Raw genomic sequence first — 16,896 nt, 5'->3', positions numbered from 1 at the left:
CGCTCCGCTCAGCGTTGACTCAGAACCTGAGGTTGCGCCTGCCCGCTCTCCTGACGGTTTCCATAATCGCCGGCGACTGCGACCAGCACCCCGTCGCGCAACTTGAAGGACCCGGAGGCGGCCACCCGTTCACCGGGATTCAGCCCCGCATAGGTCACGACCTCGTCGCCAACCATGGCCCCACTCTCGACTTGCCGCGCATAGGCCCTGGTCTTCCCCTCCTGGTCCGTCTGGATGACGAACACTTGATCGCCGCCCGGCCCCTTCCGCAGGGCGCTCACCGGGACAGCCACGGCCTTGCGCAGCGTGCCGATCGGAACCAGCACGCGAACCGAGGCGCCGGGCGGTGGGGCTTCAGCAGCACGGTCGATCCGCGCCCGCACCATGGCATTCCGGGTCGTTGGATCGACGCGGGCGTCGATGGCGACGATCTTGGCCTGAATCGGAGACGACGAACCAGGGGCGAGCACGTCGACTCGCTCGCCTTCCCGCAATCCCGCGGCCACCTGCTGCGCAACCGTGAAGTCCACGTGGGCCGCCTCGTCGACGCCTTGCAAGGTCGTCAGTTGCGTGCCCTCGTTCAGGTACTGGCCTGGATGCACGTCCGCCATGCCGACCTTGGCCCGGAACGGCGCGCGGATGGTCTTGCGGGCGATGATGGCCTCGGTCCGCGCGATCTGGGCCAGCGCGACATCCAGGTCCGCGCGCGCGCGATCCACTTCCTCCTGGGCCGTCGCCAGATCCAGACTTAAATGCTGCCGGCGGGCGAGCACGGTCTTGGCCAACGCCGCCTGCGCCTTCTGCGCCTTCAGCTCGGCCTCCTCGACCGCCACATCCAGCGCGACCAGCACGGTGCCGGCCTCGACGATCTGTCCGGGCGTGAGCCGGACCTGACGGACGGTGCCGGCCAGTTCGTTGCGCAGCGTGATCGAGCGCAAGGCCAAGACCGTGCCGATCGAGGTGGTGGTCTGGCGGTGTTCACGCTCTTCGGCCACGGCGACCATCACGGATTCCATCGGTTCCGGCTGGTTGGCGGAAGCCGCGGCGCTGTCCTGGATGGCCGCATATTTCCATGTCGCCAGACCGGCGCCGGTCGAGACCACCATCAGGAGCAGCAGAGCAGATCCGATCCAACGGGGACGATTCACGCGAGAACGACTCATGACTGACGCCCTCCCGAGCGCCGACCGATCTGGAATTTCGTCGCGGATATGAGTGGGTGAGAGAATGACTTCATGGCAACTCCCAAAACAGTTTCCCTCGTCGCGCTACCATTACACCCGGGGCAAAGCAACACCCATTCCTCCCGCAAATGATCAAGTGCCCGGAAAGGCCGATCGCGAGTGTGCGATGGTTAACCGATGAATTGCAGGAGGATTTCTCGAACTGTTCTCGTGGAGAGACTGTCGTCGTTAGGATTTTGATAGGAAAGGAAGATAGAACATAGACTGCCGATCTTTCGGCGCGTGCCGAAAAATCGGCGCTATTTCGAGCGGGTGAGGCCGAGCTTCTGAATCTTGGACTGGAGGGTCGTGCGCTTCATGCCAAGCCGGGCAGCGGCTCCCGTGGGGCCACCGATCACCCAGTCACTCTCCTGAAGAGCTTTGAGGATATGTTCCCGTTCAGCTTGCTCCAGGGTCGCGTTCAATGAGTTCGCCGAGCTCGTGGCCGCGCTCGTCGACAATTTCAATTCCGACGAGGGGACAAAGAGATCGTTACCGGGCGTGAGGATCACGGCCCGCTCGATAAAGTTTTCCAGCTCCCGGATGTTGCCCGGCCACGAATAGCTCTGCAAGGCCTTCATCGCCTGGGCCGGAATCGTCTCGATGCGCTTCTTCATCCGCGCCGCGAATTTCTGAACGAAGTGGCGGACGAGCATGGGAATGTCCTCGGCTCGTTCCCGCAGCGGGGGCACGAGGATCGGGAACACTTTGAGCCGGTAGTACAGGTCGCTCCGGAACTTCTGTTCATCCACGAGCTGCGCGAGATCGCGATTCGTCGCGGCGATGACCCGGACGTTGACGCGCATCGTGCGGGTTGCGCCCAACCGTTCGAACTCCTGTTCCTGCAACACGCGCAGCAGCTTGACCTGCAACTCCAGCGGGATTTCCCCCACCTCGTCGAGAAAGATGGTGCCTCGGTCAGCCAATTCGAAGCGGCCGATCTTGGTGGCGATGGCGCCGGTAAAGGCTCCCCTTTCGTGCCCGAAGAGCTCGCTTTCCAGAAGCCCGGTTGGAATCGCGGCGCAATTGAGCTTGACGAACGTGCGGTCCCGCCGCTCGCTGAGATTGTGCAACGCGCGGGCAATCAGCTCCTTGCCGCTGCCGGTTTCGCCCAGGATCAACACGGTGGAATCGGTCCGGGCGACGGTCTCGACATCCTTGAGGACGCGCTTGAGACTCTGGCTTTCGCCGACGATCTCCTCGAAGTTGTATTCGGTTTGAATCTCCCGCTCAAGATAGAGCTTCTCCTTGCTCAGCTTCTCCTTCAGCGTGGCGATCTCCTGAAAGGCCAACGCGTTTTCGACCGCGATCGCGATCTGTTGCGCCACTTGGCTCAGCAGCTCGACCTCCTCCGGCGTGAAGCGGTCGTCCTTCCGCCGGCCGACATTCAAGGCTCCCAACGTGCGGTGATGCGACAGGAGCGGAACGCTGCAGTATGATTTCACCCCTTTTGACAACAAGTGCCGCGCGATGTCCGAGGTCGCCGCCTTCTCCTTTAAGTCGCTCTCATGAAACACCGCCGCCTTCCCGGTTTCGATGGCGACGCAGCACGGCGACCAGGTCACCGTTTCCACTCGTCCTTGCTCGACGAAACTTTCGTTGTTGGCAAAGTCCAACACCCGGATGCGCCACTCGCCGCTGTCGGCATCGCAGAGCAGCAGGCTGGACCCGTCGTGCTGGATGACCCGTCTTAAGCAGGCGCTGACGGCCATGAAGAGATCATCGAGATCCAGATGGGCGACGACCGCGTTGTTGACTTCCAACAGCAACCGCTGCCGGTCGCGCTCGCGCGCCAATTGCCGCTGATAGGCCAGCGCGGCCTCGGAATTCAGCGCGTTGTCTACGGCCACCGCCACCTGCTTCGCCACCTGCTGCATGAAATCGATCTCGGCCTCTTGATAAACCCTCCGCTGCAGGCTCCCGAATCCCATCGCCCCGAGCGGACGTTGTGCCGTCGTGAGGGGCACTGCGCAGAAGGACTGCACGCCGTTCTCGCGCAGCATCGCCATCAGTTTCGGGAAGCGGCGCTCCTGCGTAATGTCGTTCACGGTCAACGGCTGTTGGGTTTTCCAGACGAATCCGCCGGGCGACTCCTCAACAGGCGTTTCCAGGCCGGGGCTGATCGTGCTGGGCTCCGAGGTCACCAGGAGCCACAGGCGCATGACCTGCCGGACGGCATCGTGCAGGACGACGTTGATGTAGTCGAACGGAACGACCTGGGGGAGACGCTGCGCGAGATCGTGAAACAGCTCGGTCAGGTCGCGGTGCGACGCGATGGACTCGGAGACCTCCAGCAGCAGCCGCAACCGGTCCCGTTCGTGGCTGAGGTCCTGATGATGGAGCACGTTGTCCACGGCCACGGCCACCTGCTTGCCGACGTGCTGGAGGAACAGGAGATCCGTTTCGCCGTAGGCCTCTTTCTCGAGACTCGCAAAGCCCATCGCGCCGAGCCGCCGCACGGCCGTGGTCAAGGGCACGATGCACACCGATTTCGTGCCGTCCTCCTTCATCCGCTCGATGACCGTCGGCCAACGCGCTTCCGCCTCGAGGTCCGGCACGATGAGCGGCTGCTGGGTGCGCCACACCAGTCCGGCCGGCGTGTCGTCCACCGGCTCCACGTGGCCGCCGATCAGGTCGGCCGGCACGTTCGCCTGGATGGTCTGCAACCGCATCACGTTCTGCACCGGATCGTGCAAGGAGAGCGCGACGAAATTGACCGGCACGACTTGCGGGAGACGTTGGGCGAGGTCGCGAAAGAGTTCGGGCAGGTCACGGTGCGCGGCAATGGCCTCCGTGACCTCCAGCAGGGCTCGGTACTCGTGCGTGAGTTCAGGGCAGTGCAGTTCCGGCTGATTCATCGGCATAGTATGGCCTCCGATGGGTGGCTAGTACAAGGTCCCACGTGGCCGCGTGGGGAGGCAGCTAGAAAAGAGAGTGAGGGAATCCTCCCCCGGTGGGAGGATTTGATCCTAGCCGGTGCCCAAGAGATCTCTCTCTCTCTGTGCCTGGCAGAAAAGCTGTCGTGGGCGCCTTGAACATAAGTATTGGAAAAGCTAGTATCAAGCGCTTTCACTCCCCGATCTCCTCAAGAGTTCGAGGCCCCAGTGATAAACAGCCAGGCCACTTCATCAATCCCGACGCAAGGCATCCAGCTCCAACTAATAACCCCTTGTATCCGCCAACCCGCGACTCCTATCGCCGAACTCAAGGGGGTTGTTTTCACGAAACGTTGGGTTGTGGAATTGATCCTCGATCTTAGCGGCTACTGCCAGGACAAGAATCTTGTGGATGTCTTGGCCGTTGAACCTGCAGCAGGTGATGGCGCATTTCTCGGTCCTATGGTCGAGCGCCTCATGGAATCTTGTCGGAAACTAGGCAGGCCCTTTTCGGATTGTAAAGATTCATTAATTGCATATGAGTTGGACGAGAGAAGTGCTGCTCGTGCCCGTGCATTCGTAAAAAGCATCCTAATTGATGCTGGAGTCACACCCCCATTAGCTGAGCGACTGGCCGAAAGCTGGGTTGTAACAAGGGACTATCTCTTTGATGCCAACGCCAGGCAGGCGGATTTCGTGATTGGCAATCCGCCATATGTACGCTTGGAAGATATGCCAGAGGACACTGCCTCGTTGTATCGCGAAGCATATACAACGATGCGCGGCCGAGCTGATCTCTATGTGGCCTTTTTCGAAGCCGCTCTTCGCCAGCTTAAGCCTGGGGGTACCTGCGCGTTTATCTGTGCCGATCGTTGGATGCGTAATCAATATGGGGCAGAACTACGACAGCTTATTACTTCCGTCTATAGCGTCGACGTACTTCTGAGCATGCACAATGTGAACGCATTTGAGGATGGAGTGGATGCCTATCCCGCTATCACAATCATCCGGCATAAGAAACAGAAGACCGCCATTGTGGGCAGTGCCAGTTCAGAATCTGAGAACATTCAGCCAAAGCAGTTGGCGACGATTCTGACCCAAAAACACCGACGAGGGCCATCAACGCCGGTCCAAGGAATTCAAGTGGCAGTGGTGAACACGTGGTTTAGAGGGGCGGACCCATGGCCCTGTCATTCCCCTGAGCAATTGGCGCTACTCAGACGGCTGGAAGACGAATTTCCTCCCCTTGAGGCGAACGCCAAGGTAGGAATAGGCGTCGCCACAGGGAATGACAGCATATACATCACAACCGATGCCGACCTTGTGGAACCCTCCCGCCTCCTGAAACTGGCTCTCGTGAAAGACCTGGCCAGTGGAACATTACGATGGTCAGGGCATTATCTAGTCAATCCTTGGAACAACGATGGGTTGGTAGACCTGGATGCCTATCCCAAGCTGAAGGCCTATTACGAACACCACGCTGTAGCACTGAAGAAGCGCCACACTGCCCAGAAGAGTGCGAACGGCTGGTATAAGACTATAGACCGTGTGAACCACGGCCTCACCAACAAGCAGAAGCTCTATATTCCTGATATTAAGAACATGCTGGAGCCAGTCTTAGATCGCGGCGAAACGTACCCACATCACAATTTGTATTTCGTTCAGTCGGATGAATGGGACCTCGAAGTACTTGGAGGTCTGCTCATGTCCTCTGTAGGAAAGTTTTTTGTGGAATCATATGGGGTTCGCATGCGAGGCGGATACTTGCGATTCCAAGCCCAGTATCTACGCCGGATTCGCGTTCCCGATCCAAAAACTCTGTCCAAATTGCAATCTCATGAATTAAGAGACGCATTCCGTCGTCGCGATCGGGAGCATGCAACTCAAGTGGCCATAGAGTTGTATGGAATAGAAAGAAACCTGCTAGAGGTAGCACTTGGACATTGACAACAGACTGCAAGCTGCCGTCCAAAGCTACTGGGACGCCCGTAGGAAAAATAAAGAGAAGCAGGTCCAATCCGGGAAAATTGACGCAGGTACCCGAGGAGAAGTGACGGGAGGCACCCAGATGGGTGCACTGGAGGTTTTAGTCTCAGACATCCTTTGCGAGGCTGGGCTAAAGAAACTCGATGTACGTACACGGACGGCATTGGAACTACCAGGGTACTTCCGAGCCACGAAGAAGTGGGACCTGATCGTCGTCTCCAACGGCACGCTGGTCTTAGCTATGGAATTCAAATCTCAGGCCGGCAAATCAATCGGCAACAACGTCAACAACCGCGCCGAAGAGGCGGTAGGCAGCGCCAAGGACATTTGGACGGCCTTCCGAGAAGGCCGCTTTGGCGAATCTCCTGCTCCGTTTCTTGGTTACCTATTCCTCCTCGAAGATCGTGACAACGTGAAAACACCTGTGGCAAACAAGGAACCTTACTTCGATGTTGATCCTGAGTTCCGTGGTGTGGCTCAGGGGAAAGGCAAAGGTATCTCACAATACAAAGGTGTGTCCTATAGCAAGCGATACGAATTACTCTGTCGCCGTTTGGTACTAGAGCGGCTCTATACCTCAGCCTGTTTCCTGATGGCCACCAATTCACCAAGAACAAAAATCACACAGCCCGCCTCAGATTTGACTTTCCGGCGTTTCGTAGCGGCGCTTCGAGGTCATGTCGTCACCTTCCTCGGAAGTCGTCGCGAGTAGTCAGGCCTGTATAGGTGTGAGGGCTGACCGGTTCCCTCGTTTCCAATTCCTCTTGCCTCAAAAATCGTGGGGTCAAAGGTGGGCGGGCACAGCCGGCTCAACTGAGCTGCACCGCGCCTTCCTTCTTGTTCCAGGCGTCGATCTCGGACTGCGGGCGCTTCCTGGCATGCTGGCCGATCCAGTTTGCCACCTCGTCATCGGTCGCGCCGGTGGCCACGAACGCCCTGAACTCCTGGTAGTCGATCTCCGCAAACTTCAGCCACCGTTGATCCAGCGGGCAGTTGGAGAGGTATTCGCCCTGCCAGCCCACGAGCGTGGCCCGGCACTTGTCCAATGCGCGCGCCGCCAAGGCATAACCCGCCAGCTTCTCGCGCGGCCTGCGCGGGGCTTCCTTGTCATCCCGTAGATCGCGAGCCTGTTGCTTCACTTTATCGAGGTCTTCTTTCATCGAAAGCTCCTTTCGAAGCACCGGCACATCACAACGTCTCCGTTAATTACCTGTCGTGCGCCGCGGCAAGCATGGTCTCTCGGTCGACGGTCAGCAGGTCACCGATCCGTTCGATCGTCAGGTCGGCGGATGGGAACGTGCGCAGGATCTCCGGATCGTGGGCATAGTGGCCCTGTCGCGGGAACACGGTGGTCACGCGCGAGCCCCACCGTTGCTTCACCGCCGTGAGAATCCGCAGCTTGTCGTCCACCAGGACATAGTGGTCGGCGGGATAGCGTTGTTCCACGTCGTCCAGCTCCTGCTCCTTGTGAATGTAGATGAGCACACGGCCTTCGACCGCCTCAAAGAGCCCGGACCGTTCGATCTTTCTCGGCTGAAACACCACGTCGCCGTCCGACAGAATAGCGGCTCTTCCCCAAGGTTTCACATGCTTGACGACCTCAATCGCCCGTGGAAACAGCCGCTCGGCGAAGGGATAGTTCACGAGAAAGCGCGAGACCGTGAGCAGATGCGGATCGCGCGGATGCTCGAGGCGATAGCGTTGCAGCGCGCCGAGGTAGTCCGCATAGCCCAATTCGCGGCGCAACTGCTCGAAGATCGTCCAGTAGAGTTCTTCCCGCTTCGGGCCCACCTCTTGCCGCAGGTGCTGTTTCAGGTCGGCCGTGACGCGATCATTGTCCAGCAACGTATTGTCCACGTCGAAGAGCACGACCACGTCCGGCAACGCCATGGCTGGCTCTGTCAACCCCGTCCGGTCCGCGTATCGCACACGACCTGCACCACCATACGAAAGAGCCGGCTACGGCGCCCGCATCAACGCCGGTTCCAACCGCACCGCTTGTTGAAACAACCGCCGAAACTCCGGTCGATCCCCGTCGGCCTGTTTGGCCTGCTTCAGCGAGGCTTCCGCCTGGTCCGGTTTCGACAACCGGGTCAGGCAGCGAGCCTCATCCAAATGTTGTTGAACTTGCAGCAATGCCGGTAGCCGATCGGTCCGCACCTTGCGAAAATACTCCAATGCCGCTTCACAGTCGGCGGGGCGGATCCTGCCCACGGCGTAGTTGCGAAAGCTGCGGCTTAAGTTTCTCCCGAATGCCAACCGCGCATAATCAGCCACCGGCGAATCGGGGAACGTCTTGAGCAGATCGGTCAGCAGGGCTTGCCCGGCCTCCAGGTGATCGCCGCGCTGCCACAGGAGGAACTTTCCCGCCTCCTCGCTCGCAGGGGTGCCACCCATCAACAGCGCCCCGGCCCCGCCCTCGTCGACGACCGCCACACTCACGGGGTTGGATTGCACCAGCACATGCTGCGCGCCGCTCGAATAGCCGTATCCGGCGACGATGCCATAGGTCTCCGGCCGGTGAAACGTCCATCCCAAGGCGCCATAAAAAATCGGAAACGCGGCGGCGATTTCCTCGCCCGGCGCGAGCGCGGACGCGCGTGTCTCAACGGCATCGCTCACGAACAGAGGCAGGTAGATGAAGCGCGGGCGGCTGGGGCTCGCAACTTCAATATGGACGCCGCCCGTTTGCGGATCGAGCAATCTGGACACCTTCACCGGCGCCTGCCCCGTATTGATCAGCCGGACCGTGGCGTAGACTGGCTCTCCGAAGACCAGGGTCGTCTTTCCGATTTCAAGCTTGAGCTCAAGTGAGGCGCTTCCCGGACGGTCCTGGGCTAACCCATGACCTGCGAGCAGCGCCAGGGCCAACACGGTCACCATGCAGATGCCGACGCAGGCTTTGTTTCCCCGTGGCTGGCAGACCCTGTCCATGAAACGACCTTCGGCCTCACTCACAGGTTGTGACCGTTAATACCTCATCAGGATGAAACCAGGCCGCGTGTTCGTTGTTCACCCAGGTGAACGGCGCGGCGCCGACGGCGCCGGGAAATTTGCACTGAGCCGGATGGCTCTCCAAATGCTCCCGGCTCTGGTCCGAAAAGGCCCAGGCCGGATCGTCTTCGAGGTCGCCGGTTTGCGTCATGATCGAGACTCCGTCGCCGTCGCTGTGATGGAGGTTGAATGCATGGCCGATTTCATGGGCCGTCGTCCGCAGGTACTCGGGACCGCCGGCTTGAATCGTGGACGCCTGGTAGAAGATGGCAAAAGCCGAGCGCGTATGACCCTGCCACATCTTGCCCAGAACCTGAATGGCATTTGGCGCGCAGGCGTCCCCGAACGTGCCGTGGTGGTTCACGACGACGCCGTAAAGGTGGTACGTGTTGCAAAACTGAAAGGGGCAGACGGAGGTCGGGAACAGCGAGAGGTGCCGATGGCCGTTCTCCACCGTCGTCAACTCGGCGTCGCTGATGCAGTCGTCCTCCGCGATATTGAGCGGCTGAATCGCCGTGTCGTCTTCCTGCACGTCCAGCTTGATGCCGGCGGCATTGTAGATGGTTTCCAAGGTCACCGGCTGGCCGTTGACCATCTGCGGCGGCGGGAAGGTGGTGCCCGTCATCCGGTCGAATTCGAGCGACACGCAGGACGCCAGGAACCAGCACAGGGCCGGAGCGGCTGCCATCATCCTGAACCGAAAACCCGGTCGGGAAGCGGCGGGTGGATCAGGTCTTGCCACCATCGTGCACCTCGCTGGAGCGACAGAAAGGAGCATGCTCAAGAACAGACGGTGTCACCAACCTAGACCCTGGGAAGGCGAATGTCAACGCAGGTTTCGGCGCAATACGTATATGCCATGGTCTCGCGAGGGACCATCGCCGCCGGTTTCCGTTTGCGCGGGAGGACTCTGTGATCAGGACGGCATCAACGTCACGTGCACGTCCCGCTCGCGCGGGCCGTCCAACTCCACCAACAGCACGGATTGCCAGGTGCCGAGGGCCAGTTGGCCGGCCGAGACCGGGATCGTGAGGGACGGACCGAGAAGAGACGCGGCCATATGCGACCACGCATGAGACGGATCATGGGCGTGCCGGAACTGAATCTTCGGGATCATCTGTTCCACGACTTCCAATAGATCCAGTTCGGTCCCTTCCCCGATCTCTCCGGTGGTCAGAGCGGCGGTCGTGTGGGTAATGAAGAGGGAGCAGAGTCCCTCTCGCATTTGTGCCTTACGGATCAGCGCTTCGACCGGATCGGTCAGGTCCACGACTTGTTTGAGATGGCTGGTGTTGACGCGCAGGATTTCCGGCATGGGCGTTCCTGCCTCCCAGGATAAATCGGTGCCCGAACCTTACACAAGACGATCGAGTGACGAAAGGCATGTCACACCGGCCTCGGAGACGACCGTCCATTCGTGAGAACAAGCGATCGTACGAGCGCATCACGCGCGGGAGCATAACTGCCGACTCAACGCCTCCACTTCCGCAGCGGCTCGCCATCCGCTTTCGACGGCGCCGTTCATGTATCCCTGCCAGCGCAGGCTGGTGTGCTCGCCGGCGAACAGCACTCGGCCATGGGGCCTGGCGAGCCAGGCCCGGAGTTCCGGGTCGTAGTCGCGATGGAAGAAGGCGTAGCCTCCCTGAGCCCAAGGATCGTCCGTCCAGCAGACCGCTCGAGAGGCCAGCACCGAAGCCTGTGCCGCGCCGAGCCACCTCAAATGGTCCGTCAGACCTCTGATCCCGCGCTGGGCCAGGAGCCTTTCTGTCTCGATGCTGGCCGAGCCACCGGCGAGCAACGTCAAGATGCCGGCGTTCCCGCGCTGTTCCTCGTTGGCATCCCAGATCGCGCCGATCGGCAGATCCGTGCCGTAGGCACGCGGGCGCCCCTGCCGCTGCCAGAATCGACGGTCGAACTGGAGCTGGGTCTTCGTCGCCCGGCCATAGCGCAGATCCCTGATGGCACGACGTTGCAAGGCCGGCAACGGAGGCGTGAACACGATCCGCCGCAACGTCGTGGCGGGCAGCGCAAGCACGAGAACATCCGCGGCGATCTTCGCTTGGATTCCATCCGACCCGCTGACCGTGACCCGCACCCCGCCTCGACGCTGCGTAACCGCGAGCACCGTGGTGTGGAGCTGCACCGGTTCGCGCAACATCCGGGCGAGACCAGTTGCTAACTGATCATTGCCGCCTTTGATCCGATAGAACCGGCTCTGTCCCTGCGACTCGGAGGCAAGCTGATCCACCAAGGCGAGCAAAGAGAGCTCTTCGGGATCGGCCAGGAAGAACCCCCGCATGCCCTGCACGGCCGCGCGGATCCGCCGGTCGGCGCGGATCTGATCGAGCCAGTCCGCCACCGATTGATTGGCCAAAACTCGCGCAATGGGACTATCCCAACGCTGCTCGGTCAGACGGTAGGCCCTGACCCATGGCTCACAGAGCTTCGCAATTTCTGGCCAGAATCCACGGGCGATTGAGACCGGGTTGGAGGGATACCGTCGAGAATCACGGCGAACGAATGCAAATCCACCTTCAAGGACCGGCGTCAACGACAACCCCACCTGACCGGCCAATCGACGGATGGCGTCATGATCCGTCTCGATCAGATCCGCGCCGGCCTCCGCATGCTGGCCGTCGGCGAACCCGTTACGTACGGTCCAGACGCGGCCGCCGACTCGGTCTCGCGCCTCCAGCACCGTGACCTGTGCGCCTGACTGCTGCAACCGGACGGCGGCCGCGAGGCCCGCAAGCCCCGCGCCCGCGACGACGACAGACCGACCACTCAGGATTCGAGTGTTCGCCATAGCAAGTCCTATGAATGACGCAGGAAGGTCACCGTGAATGGCGTGAAATTACGGCAGGGGTCCGCCGGGGACCGGACCACCCGGCACGGTGCCGCCTGGGACGGTCCCACCGGGAACAGGTCCTCCCGGCGCCGGACCGCCGGGCACCGTTCCACCTGGAAGAGTCCCGCCGGGAACAGTCCCTCCAGGCACGGTGCCACCAGGAACCGGTCCCCCAGGCAGCGTCCCGCCCGAAGGCGTGTTGCTCGGTCCATCGAGCTTTTTTCTTGTTTCTTCCGTAGCGCTCGACGACTGAGGGGTCTGAGCGGGGGCGCGATCGTCGGCCCCGGCGATCGCGCTCCAGGGAAGCAAGACGAGCACGGCCAGACACACAGCGGGAATGAAGAAACCGGACGACCGACGCGGTTCGTCCTTGGGGCGAGCTTCCGGATACGGCATCATCGCGAACACCTCTTTTGTGGTTGGCCTCAATGCAGTCCGCTGACACCAGCGTAAAGCGAACCAGGTCCCTAAGAAAGGGGGAGGAGAACGCGGATCGATGAAGCGCGCGCGACCGATCGGCGCCGACGGTCACGCCAAGGACACCGCCGCTGGTTCGGCCAGCCCAACAAGAGACCGAACAGGCCGCTCGCCTGAACGTATGGCTATTTCATGACCGGTGTGGTAGCGTAGGACAGTTCCATCGCGGCGGGCCTTGCGTGGAATGAAGAATCGAACGGCCCATCACGATGTTGTGGTTACCGAGAATCTGATCGGAAGTCTGACCTAAGCCGCCTCCTCGATTGCGTCTTCTGGCCTCTCCTTCCCCTCGTGAAGTTCTTCTCGCGTCTCCGACAATATCATCATCAGAAGGAGGAACCCCCATGGGTTCAAAACTTTATGTCGGCGGGTTGCCCTACGCGGCGACCGAAACGGAACTCACCACCTTGTTCGCATCGCACGGCACTGTCGAGTCGGCCCGTGTGATCACCGACAAGTTCACCGGACAGTCCCGAGGCTTCGGGTTTGTCGAAATGGCCACATCTGAGGAAGCCCGAACGGCGATGACCGCCTTAAACGGCACACAGATGGACGGGCGGTCCCTGACCGTGAACGAAGCCAAGCCGCAGGAGCCGCGCTCCGGCGATAGCGGACGTGGCAACGATTTCGGCCGGCGCAACCGCTTCTAACGCGACAGGCTACAAGCGGGGGACGCCTGACTCAGGTGTCCCCCGTTCGATCACGCTCCGTCTCCATACCCCAGAGGTCGATTCCTCCCGGTAACAACCCGTAACAACCCGGCCGAGAACGCCGACGCCCCCGTGCAGGGGGTCTCCTGCAAACCGGTTGGCGATCCGAGCGGAAGCGGTCCGCCGTCCATCCTCGATCAGGTCGGACCTCGCTGCCCATAACCCAGTCCGCATCGGCCGTGACCGCTCCTTACGACCATGGTCTTTCCTCGAAATGGTCGAGAACAGCCTTTTGCACCGTATGTTTCTGCCTGCTCATCCAATACCGTCGCGAGAAGTACCAGGCATAGAGCAGCGACAGCAGCACAAAGTTGGGGATGAGGATGGCCGGCGTCATCCATTGCCACCCGTTGAACTTCCAATCGACGAGCGGCCACAGGACCGGCGTCGGAAAGAAGGCATGCGAATGCGTGGGCACGTCGACCAGCACGTGCAGACCCCAGGCGGCGAGCTCCCAGAGCGGCCGCTTCAGAAAGAACCACACGGCGAGAAATACGATCAGGAACACGACGGCGCTATGGGTGACGTTGTAGAGATGGTGCACATAGAGCGGGATGGAAGATTCGGGGGGAGTGCCATGGCTGAAATCGGGTGTGTCTTCAAGCCCGACCATGGCCGCCGTCCAAAGAATTCCGAACGACAGGAGATCCGGAGCGACGCCGATCCCGAACGCCAGCCAAAAACTCGATCGGCTCTTTCGACCGAACGCAAGCGCGCCCCAAAGCCCGTGGGAAACGATATCCATCTGCTCGTCAGGTGAACGGCTCAGTCATGACGACCCGTCATGGAGAATGGTCAGGCCCGCCACGCGCCGCGAGATGGTTTCAGGCATCCAAGAGCCATGCGGTTGGGCAGCCAGTTGAGGGCGGGGTTACGCAAGCCGCAACTGTGCCAATGACGCGGGCGCATTCCCTCCACTGATGTCCGGAATGATGCTCAATTCGAGCACCGTGACCGCCGGAAGTTCGACATGATGATCTTCTATCTCGCTCGTTGCGCCCTGTGGACTGAAGTTCCACTGCTGCCGCACGATTTCCCGGAAGGACTGCCCACGATCCGACGACCAGCGCAAGACGTACTCTTGCGTACGTTCGGCTCCGGGCTCCACAAAATTCATCCAGATCCGCCGTAGTCGTTGCGGATGGTCGAAGAGAAGCCGGATTGTCTGTTTTCCAGGCCCTGCAGCACGCCACCCCGAAGCCCGACCGCCCAGCAATGCGGACTCAATCGGATGAGCGGCGTCCTCTGAGGTGATTTCCACTTCCGCGATCCCCTCCACATTCAACCACTCCTGTTCAGCCGATACGCTTTCTTTCTGGACTTCGGCGATGATTCGCTTGCGCATTGGTGTGCCTCCTGATTTATGCCGTAGACATTCCTCATTACCGGCTAGTAAGCCTGCTCCGGCCAGTCTCCTGCAAAGTCGGACACGGATCCATCACTCGGCAAGCGCCGGAGAAGGTTCTGTCCCCCTTGCCCCATTGTCGGTTCTCGACTGGAAACGGGGCCTATGAACGAGATAACGCCCCCGTTTGTCCTGATGGCAGCGTATTTGTCGTCACAAGGGGCACCTTGAACTTGCGGCGGTACGCGCCCGGGGTGATCCCGGTCAGGCGCTTGAACAGTCGCCGAAAGAACGCCGGGTCCTCGTAGCCGACGTTCCAACTGATCTCATCGATTGCCTCCTCCGTCCGTTCGAGCCGGCGCTTGGCCTCATGCACACGCAGGTTCTGGATGTAGGCCATCGGTGAATAGCCCGTCGCCTGGGTGAACCGCCGGTTGAAACTTCGCTCGGGGAGCCCGGACCGTTTCACCGCCTCTTCGACGGGTTTGGCCACGGAGAAATGGCCTGCCAGCCATTCCTGCGTCGCGAGCACCATGGCGTCCCCATGGTCGAGACTCGGTCGAAACGCGATGTATGGCGTCTGGCCGTCCTGGTGCCACTGGAGAAGCATGAATTTGGAGATTGCCTGAGCCGCGGTCGGCCCGACGAATCTGGCCACGAGGTACAGCACCAAATCATGCCAGGAGGCGGACGCGCCGGCCATCACGAATTGCGCCCGCTCCCCCGAAGCCACGAGCACTTTCTCAAGGGACAGTCGAACGGCGGGGAAATTCTTGCGGAATGTGGGCGCATAGGCCCAGTGGATCGTCGCATCTTCTCCGTCCAGCAGCCCCGTTTCAGCCAGCAACAGGACGCCCGAGCAGGCCGAGCAGAGCAGCGCACCCCTGCGGTTCATCTCCAGGAGCCATCGCACCATCTCGGCATGGCGTCCCGGCACCCAGTCGCCATGCTCGACCAGGAGGGAAGGGACGATCACGATCTCGGTCGAAGTGACCTCGCCCAGCGATCGGTGCACTTCAACAGGCAGTCCGCTTGCCGTCTCCACCCGCCCGCCCCTGGTCGAGACAAACTCCACCCGAAAGGGAGCTGACGACGGCACCGCCTCGTCTAAGCTCCCAAGGAACTCGAAACAGGTGAGCACGTCATACATGCCGCTCAAAGGCGACACCATCACCTCTGGGATCACAACCAGGCTGACGTGCCGAGGGTCGGAATGTGGCTGTGCGGTTGCGGGGGATGGCATAAATGAACCGAAAGTGGCCAGTCTAGCCCTGCCCTTCCGTCGTCGCAACCCATAGGATACGGCATCATGGTTGATTCACCAAAGGAGGACCACATGCCGATCAATCAACAAGCGCTCGACCAGTTCTTGGAACGGGCCGTCAACGATCTGTCTGCAAGTTATGGCGGCGTCATGGTGTCGCTCGGCCACCGGCTGGGCCTGTACAAGGCCATGGCCGGCGCCGGCCCGCTGAGCCCGCGGGAAGTCGCGCAGCGCGCCGGCTGCGACGAACGCTACCTGCGCGAATGGCTGAACAGCCAGGCGGCGGGCGGCTATGTCCGGTACCATGCCACGAGCGAGACCTATGAACTTCCGCCCGAACAGGCCTTGGTGTTGGCCGACGAGGAGAGCCCGCTCTTCCTCCCGCCGGCCTGGAACGTGCCGGCCTCCATGTGGTTCGACGAAGACAAGGTCGCCCGGGCGTTTCGGACGGGAGAGGGCATCGCCTGGGGCGACCACCACGAGCGGCTGTCGTGCGGCGTCGCGGCCTTCTACCGAAATTGTTATCGCGGATCGCTCCTGCAAGCCTGGCTGCCGGCCTTGCCGGGCGTGATCGAGAAGCTGAAACAGGGCGCGAAGGTCGCCGACATCGGCTGCGGGCACGGCCATTCGACCTTGCTGATGGCCGCCGCCTTTCCGAACTCACGATTTTGGGGATTCGACAACCACGAAGAATCCGTTGCGGCGGCCCAGGAGCAGGCGCGGCGCGCAAACGCCGGTCTCTCCGTGACGTTCGAGGTCGCGACCGCGCAGTCGTATCCGCCGCAGGGGTTCGATCTGATCTGTTTCTTCGATTGCCTCCACGACATGGGCGATCCCGTCGCCGCCGCGCAGCATGCCGCAGCGGCCCTCGCCGAAGAGGGCACGGTGATGCTGGTCGAGCCCTTTGCCCACGATCGGGTCGAAGACAACCTCACCCCTGTCGGTCGCCTCTACTATGCCGCCTCCACCGCCATCTGTTGCGCGCACTCGTTGTCGGAAGAGGGGAGGGCGGCGCTCGGAGCGCAGGCCGGAGAAGCGCGGCTGAGGGCTGTGTTCCAAAAGGCGGGCTTTCGGACTTTTCGCCGCGCGACCCAGACGCCGTTCAACCTGGTGCTCGAAGCCCGGATGTAACAGGTTGCGGCAATCTGTGTTGCGATCCTTGAGAGAAGCAGA

Annotated in this window: 16 protein-coding genes; 4 read left to right on the top strand and 12 right to left on the bottom strand. The window is 61.1% G+C overall.

Annotated features, from left to right (window positions below):
• Positions 1-8 precede the first annotated feature (8 nt).
• Positions 9-1,163, bottom strand: coding sequence for an efflux RND transporter periplasmic adaptor subunit (locus tag QWI75_RS00695; protein ID WP_289266759.1), 1,155 nt, complete (start codon positions 1,161-1,163; stop codon positions 9-11).
• Between the two features lie 320 nt (positions 1,164-1,483).
• Positions 1,484-4,087, bottom strand: a complete 2,604-nt coding sequence (locus tag QWI75_RS00690; protein ID WP_289266758.1) for a sigma 54-interacting transcriptional regulator — start codon at positions 4,085-4,087, stop codon at positions 1,484-1,486.
• Between the two features lie 240 nt (positions 4,088-4,327).
• Between QWI75_RS00690 and QWI75_RS00685 the strand changes: the two genes are divergently transcribed.
• Positions 4,328-6,046 carry an Eco57I restriction-modification methylase domain-containing protein gene (locus QWI75_RS00685; protein ID WP_289266757.1) on the top strand — a complete coding sequence of 573 codons (1,719 nt, stop codon included), beginning with the start codon at positions 4,328-4,330 and terminating at the stop codon, positions 6,044-6,046.
• Positions 6,036-6,797 carry a PaeR7I family type II restriction endonuclease gene (locus QWI75_RS00680; protein WP_289266756.1) on the top strand — a complete coding sequence of 254 codons (762 nt, stop codon included), beginning with the start codon at positions 6,036-6,038 and terminating at the stop codon, positions 6,795-6,797. The genes QWI75_RS00685 and QWI75_RS00680 overlap by 11 nt, the downstream gene beginning before the upstream one ends.
• 97 nt (positions 6,798-6,894) lie before the next feature.
• On the opposite strand, the gene QWI75_RS00675 is transcribed toward QWI75_RS00680, so the two are convergent.
• The 7 genes from QWI75_RS00675 to QWI75_RS00645 all read right to left on the bottom strand — a co-directional run bounded on the left by QWI75_RS00675 (position 6,895) and on the right by QWI75_RS00645 (position 12,326).
• On the bottom strand, positions 6,895-7,245 hold the full coding sequence (locus QWI75_RS00675) for a DUF5069 domain-containing protein (protein ID WP_289266755.1): 351 nt from the start codon (positions 7,243-7,245) through the stop codon (positions 6,895-6,897).
• Between the two features lie 46 nt (positions 7,246-7,291).
• Entirely contained in the window at positions 7,292-7,975 is a 684-nt protein-coding gene (locus tag QWI75_RS00670) for an HAD family hydrolase (protein WP_289266754.1), read from the bottom strand.
• 69 nt (positions 7,976-8,044) lie between these two features.
• The gene (locus QWI75_RS00665) at positions 8,045-9,019 is read right to left on the bottom strand and encodes a hypothetical protein (protein WP_289266753.1); all 975 of its coding nucleotides are present in this window, start codon (positions 9,017-9,019) and stop codon (positions 8,045-8,047) included.
• 16 nt (positions 9,020-9,035) lie between these two features.
• Entirely contained in the window at positions 9,036-9,770 is a 735-nt protein-coding gene (locus QWI75_RS00660; RefSeq protein ID WP_289266752.1) for a zinc metalloprotease, read from the bottom strand.
• Between the two features lie 225 nt (positions 9,771-9,995).
• Positions 9,996-10,394, bottom strand: coding sequence for a secondary thiamine-phosphate synthase enzyme YjbQ (locus QWI75_RS00655; RefSeq protein WP_289266751.1), 399 nt, complete (start codon positions 10,392-10,394; stop codon positions 9,996-9,998).
• Positions 10,395-10,523: 129 nt separating this feature from the next.
• Entirely contained in the window at positions 10,524-11,885 is a 1,362-nt protein-coding gene (locus QWI75_RS00650) for a flavin monoamine oxidase family protein (RefSeq protein WP_289266750.1), read from the bottom strand.
• Positions 11,886-11,933: 48 nt separating this feature from the next.
• On the bottom strand, positions 11,934-12,326 hold the full coding sequence (locus QWI75_RS00645; protein WP_289266749.1) for a hypothetical protein: 393 nt from the start codon (positions 12,324-12,326) through the stop codon (positions 11,934-11,936).
• A 422-nt stretch (positions 12,327-12,748) separates the two neighbouring features.
• Between QWI75_RS00645 and rbp the strand changes: the two genes are divergently transcribed.
• The gene (gene rbp, locus QWI75_RS00640; RefSeq protein WP_289266748.1) at positions 12,749-13,054 is read left to right on the top strand and encodes an RNA-binding regulator; all 306 of its coding nucleotides are present in this window, start codon (positions 12,749-12,751) and stop codon (positions 13,052-13,054) included.
• 250 nt (positions 13,055-13,304) lie between these two features.
• Here rbp and QWI75_RS00635 read toward each other — a convergent pair whose 3' ends face one another.
• From QWI75_RS00635 to QWI75_RS00625, 3 genes are all read right to left on the bottom strand, one after another.
• Entirely contained in the window at positions 13,305-13,859 is a 555-nt protein-coding gene (locus QWI75_RS00635; protein WP_289266747.1) for a hypothetical protein, read from the bottom strand.
• Positions 13,860-13,985: 126 nt separating this feature from the next.
• Positions 13,986-14,459, bottom strand: coding sequence for a hypothetical protein (locus tag QWI75_RS00630; protein WP_289266746.1), 474 nt, complete (start codon positions 14,457-14,459; stop codon positions 13,986-13,988).
• A gap of 163 nt (positions 14,460-14,622) precedes the next feature.
• The gene (locus QWI75_RS00625; RefSeq protein WP_289271625.1) at positions 14,623-15,609 is read right to left on the bottom strand and encodes a GlxA family transcriptional regulator; all 987 of its coding nucleotides are present in this window, start codon (positions 15,607-15,609) and stop codon (positions 14,623-14,625) included.
• A 186-nt stretch (positions 15,610-15,795) separates the two neighbouring features.
• Between QWI75_RS00625 and QWI75_RS00620 the strand changes: the two genes are divergently transcribed.
• A complete protein-coding gene (locus tag QWI75_RS00620; RefSeq protein WP_289266745.1) occupies positions 15,796-16,854 on the top strand; it encodes a class I SAM-dependent methyltransferase in 1,059 nt (352 codons plus the stop codon).
• The last annotated feature ends 42 nt before the right edge of the window (positions 16,855-16,896 follow it).

The organism is Nitrospira tepida (genome assembly GCF_947241125.1).
Taxonomy (GTDB): Bacteria; Nitrospirota; Nitrospiria; order Nitrospirales; family Nitrospiraceae; genus Nitrospira_G; species Nitrospira_G tepida.
The sequence above is the reverse complement of the archived record's forward strand: the minus strand, read 5'-3'. Positions and strand labels throughout refer to the sequence as shown.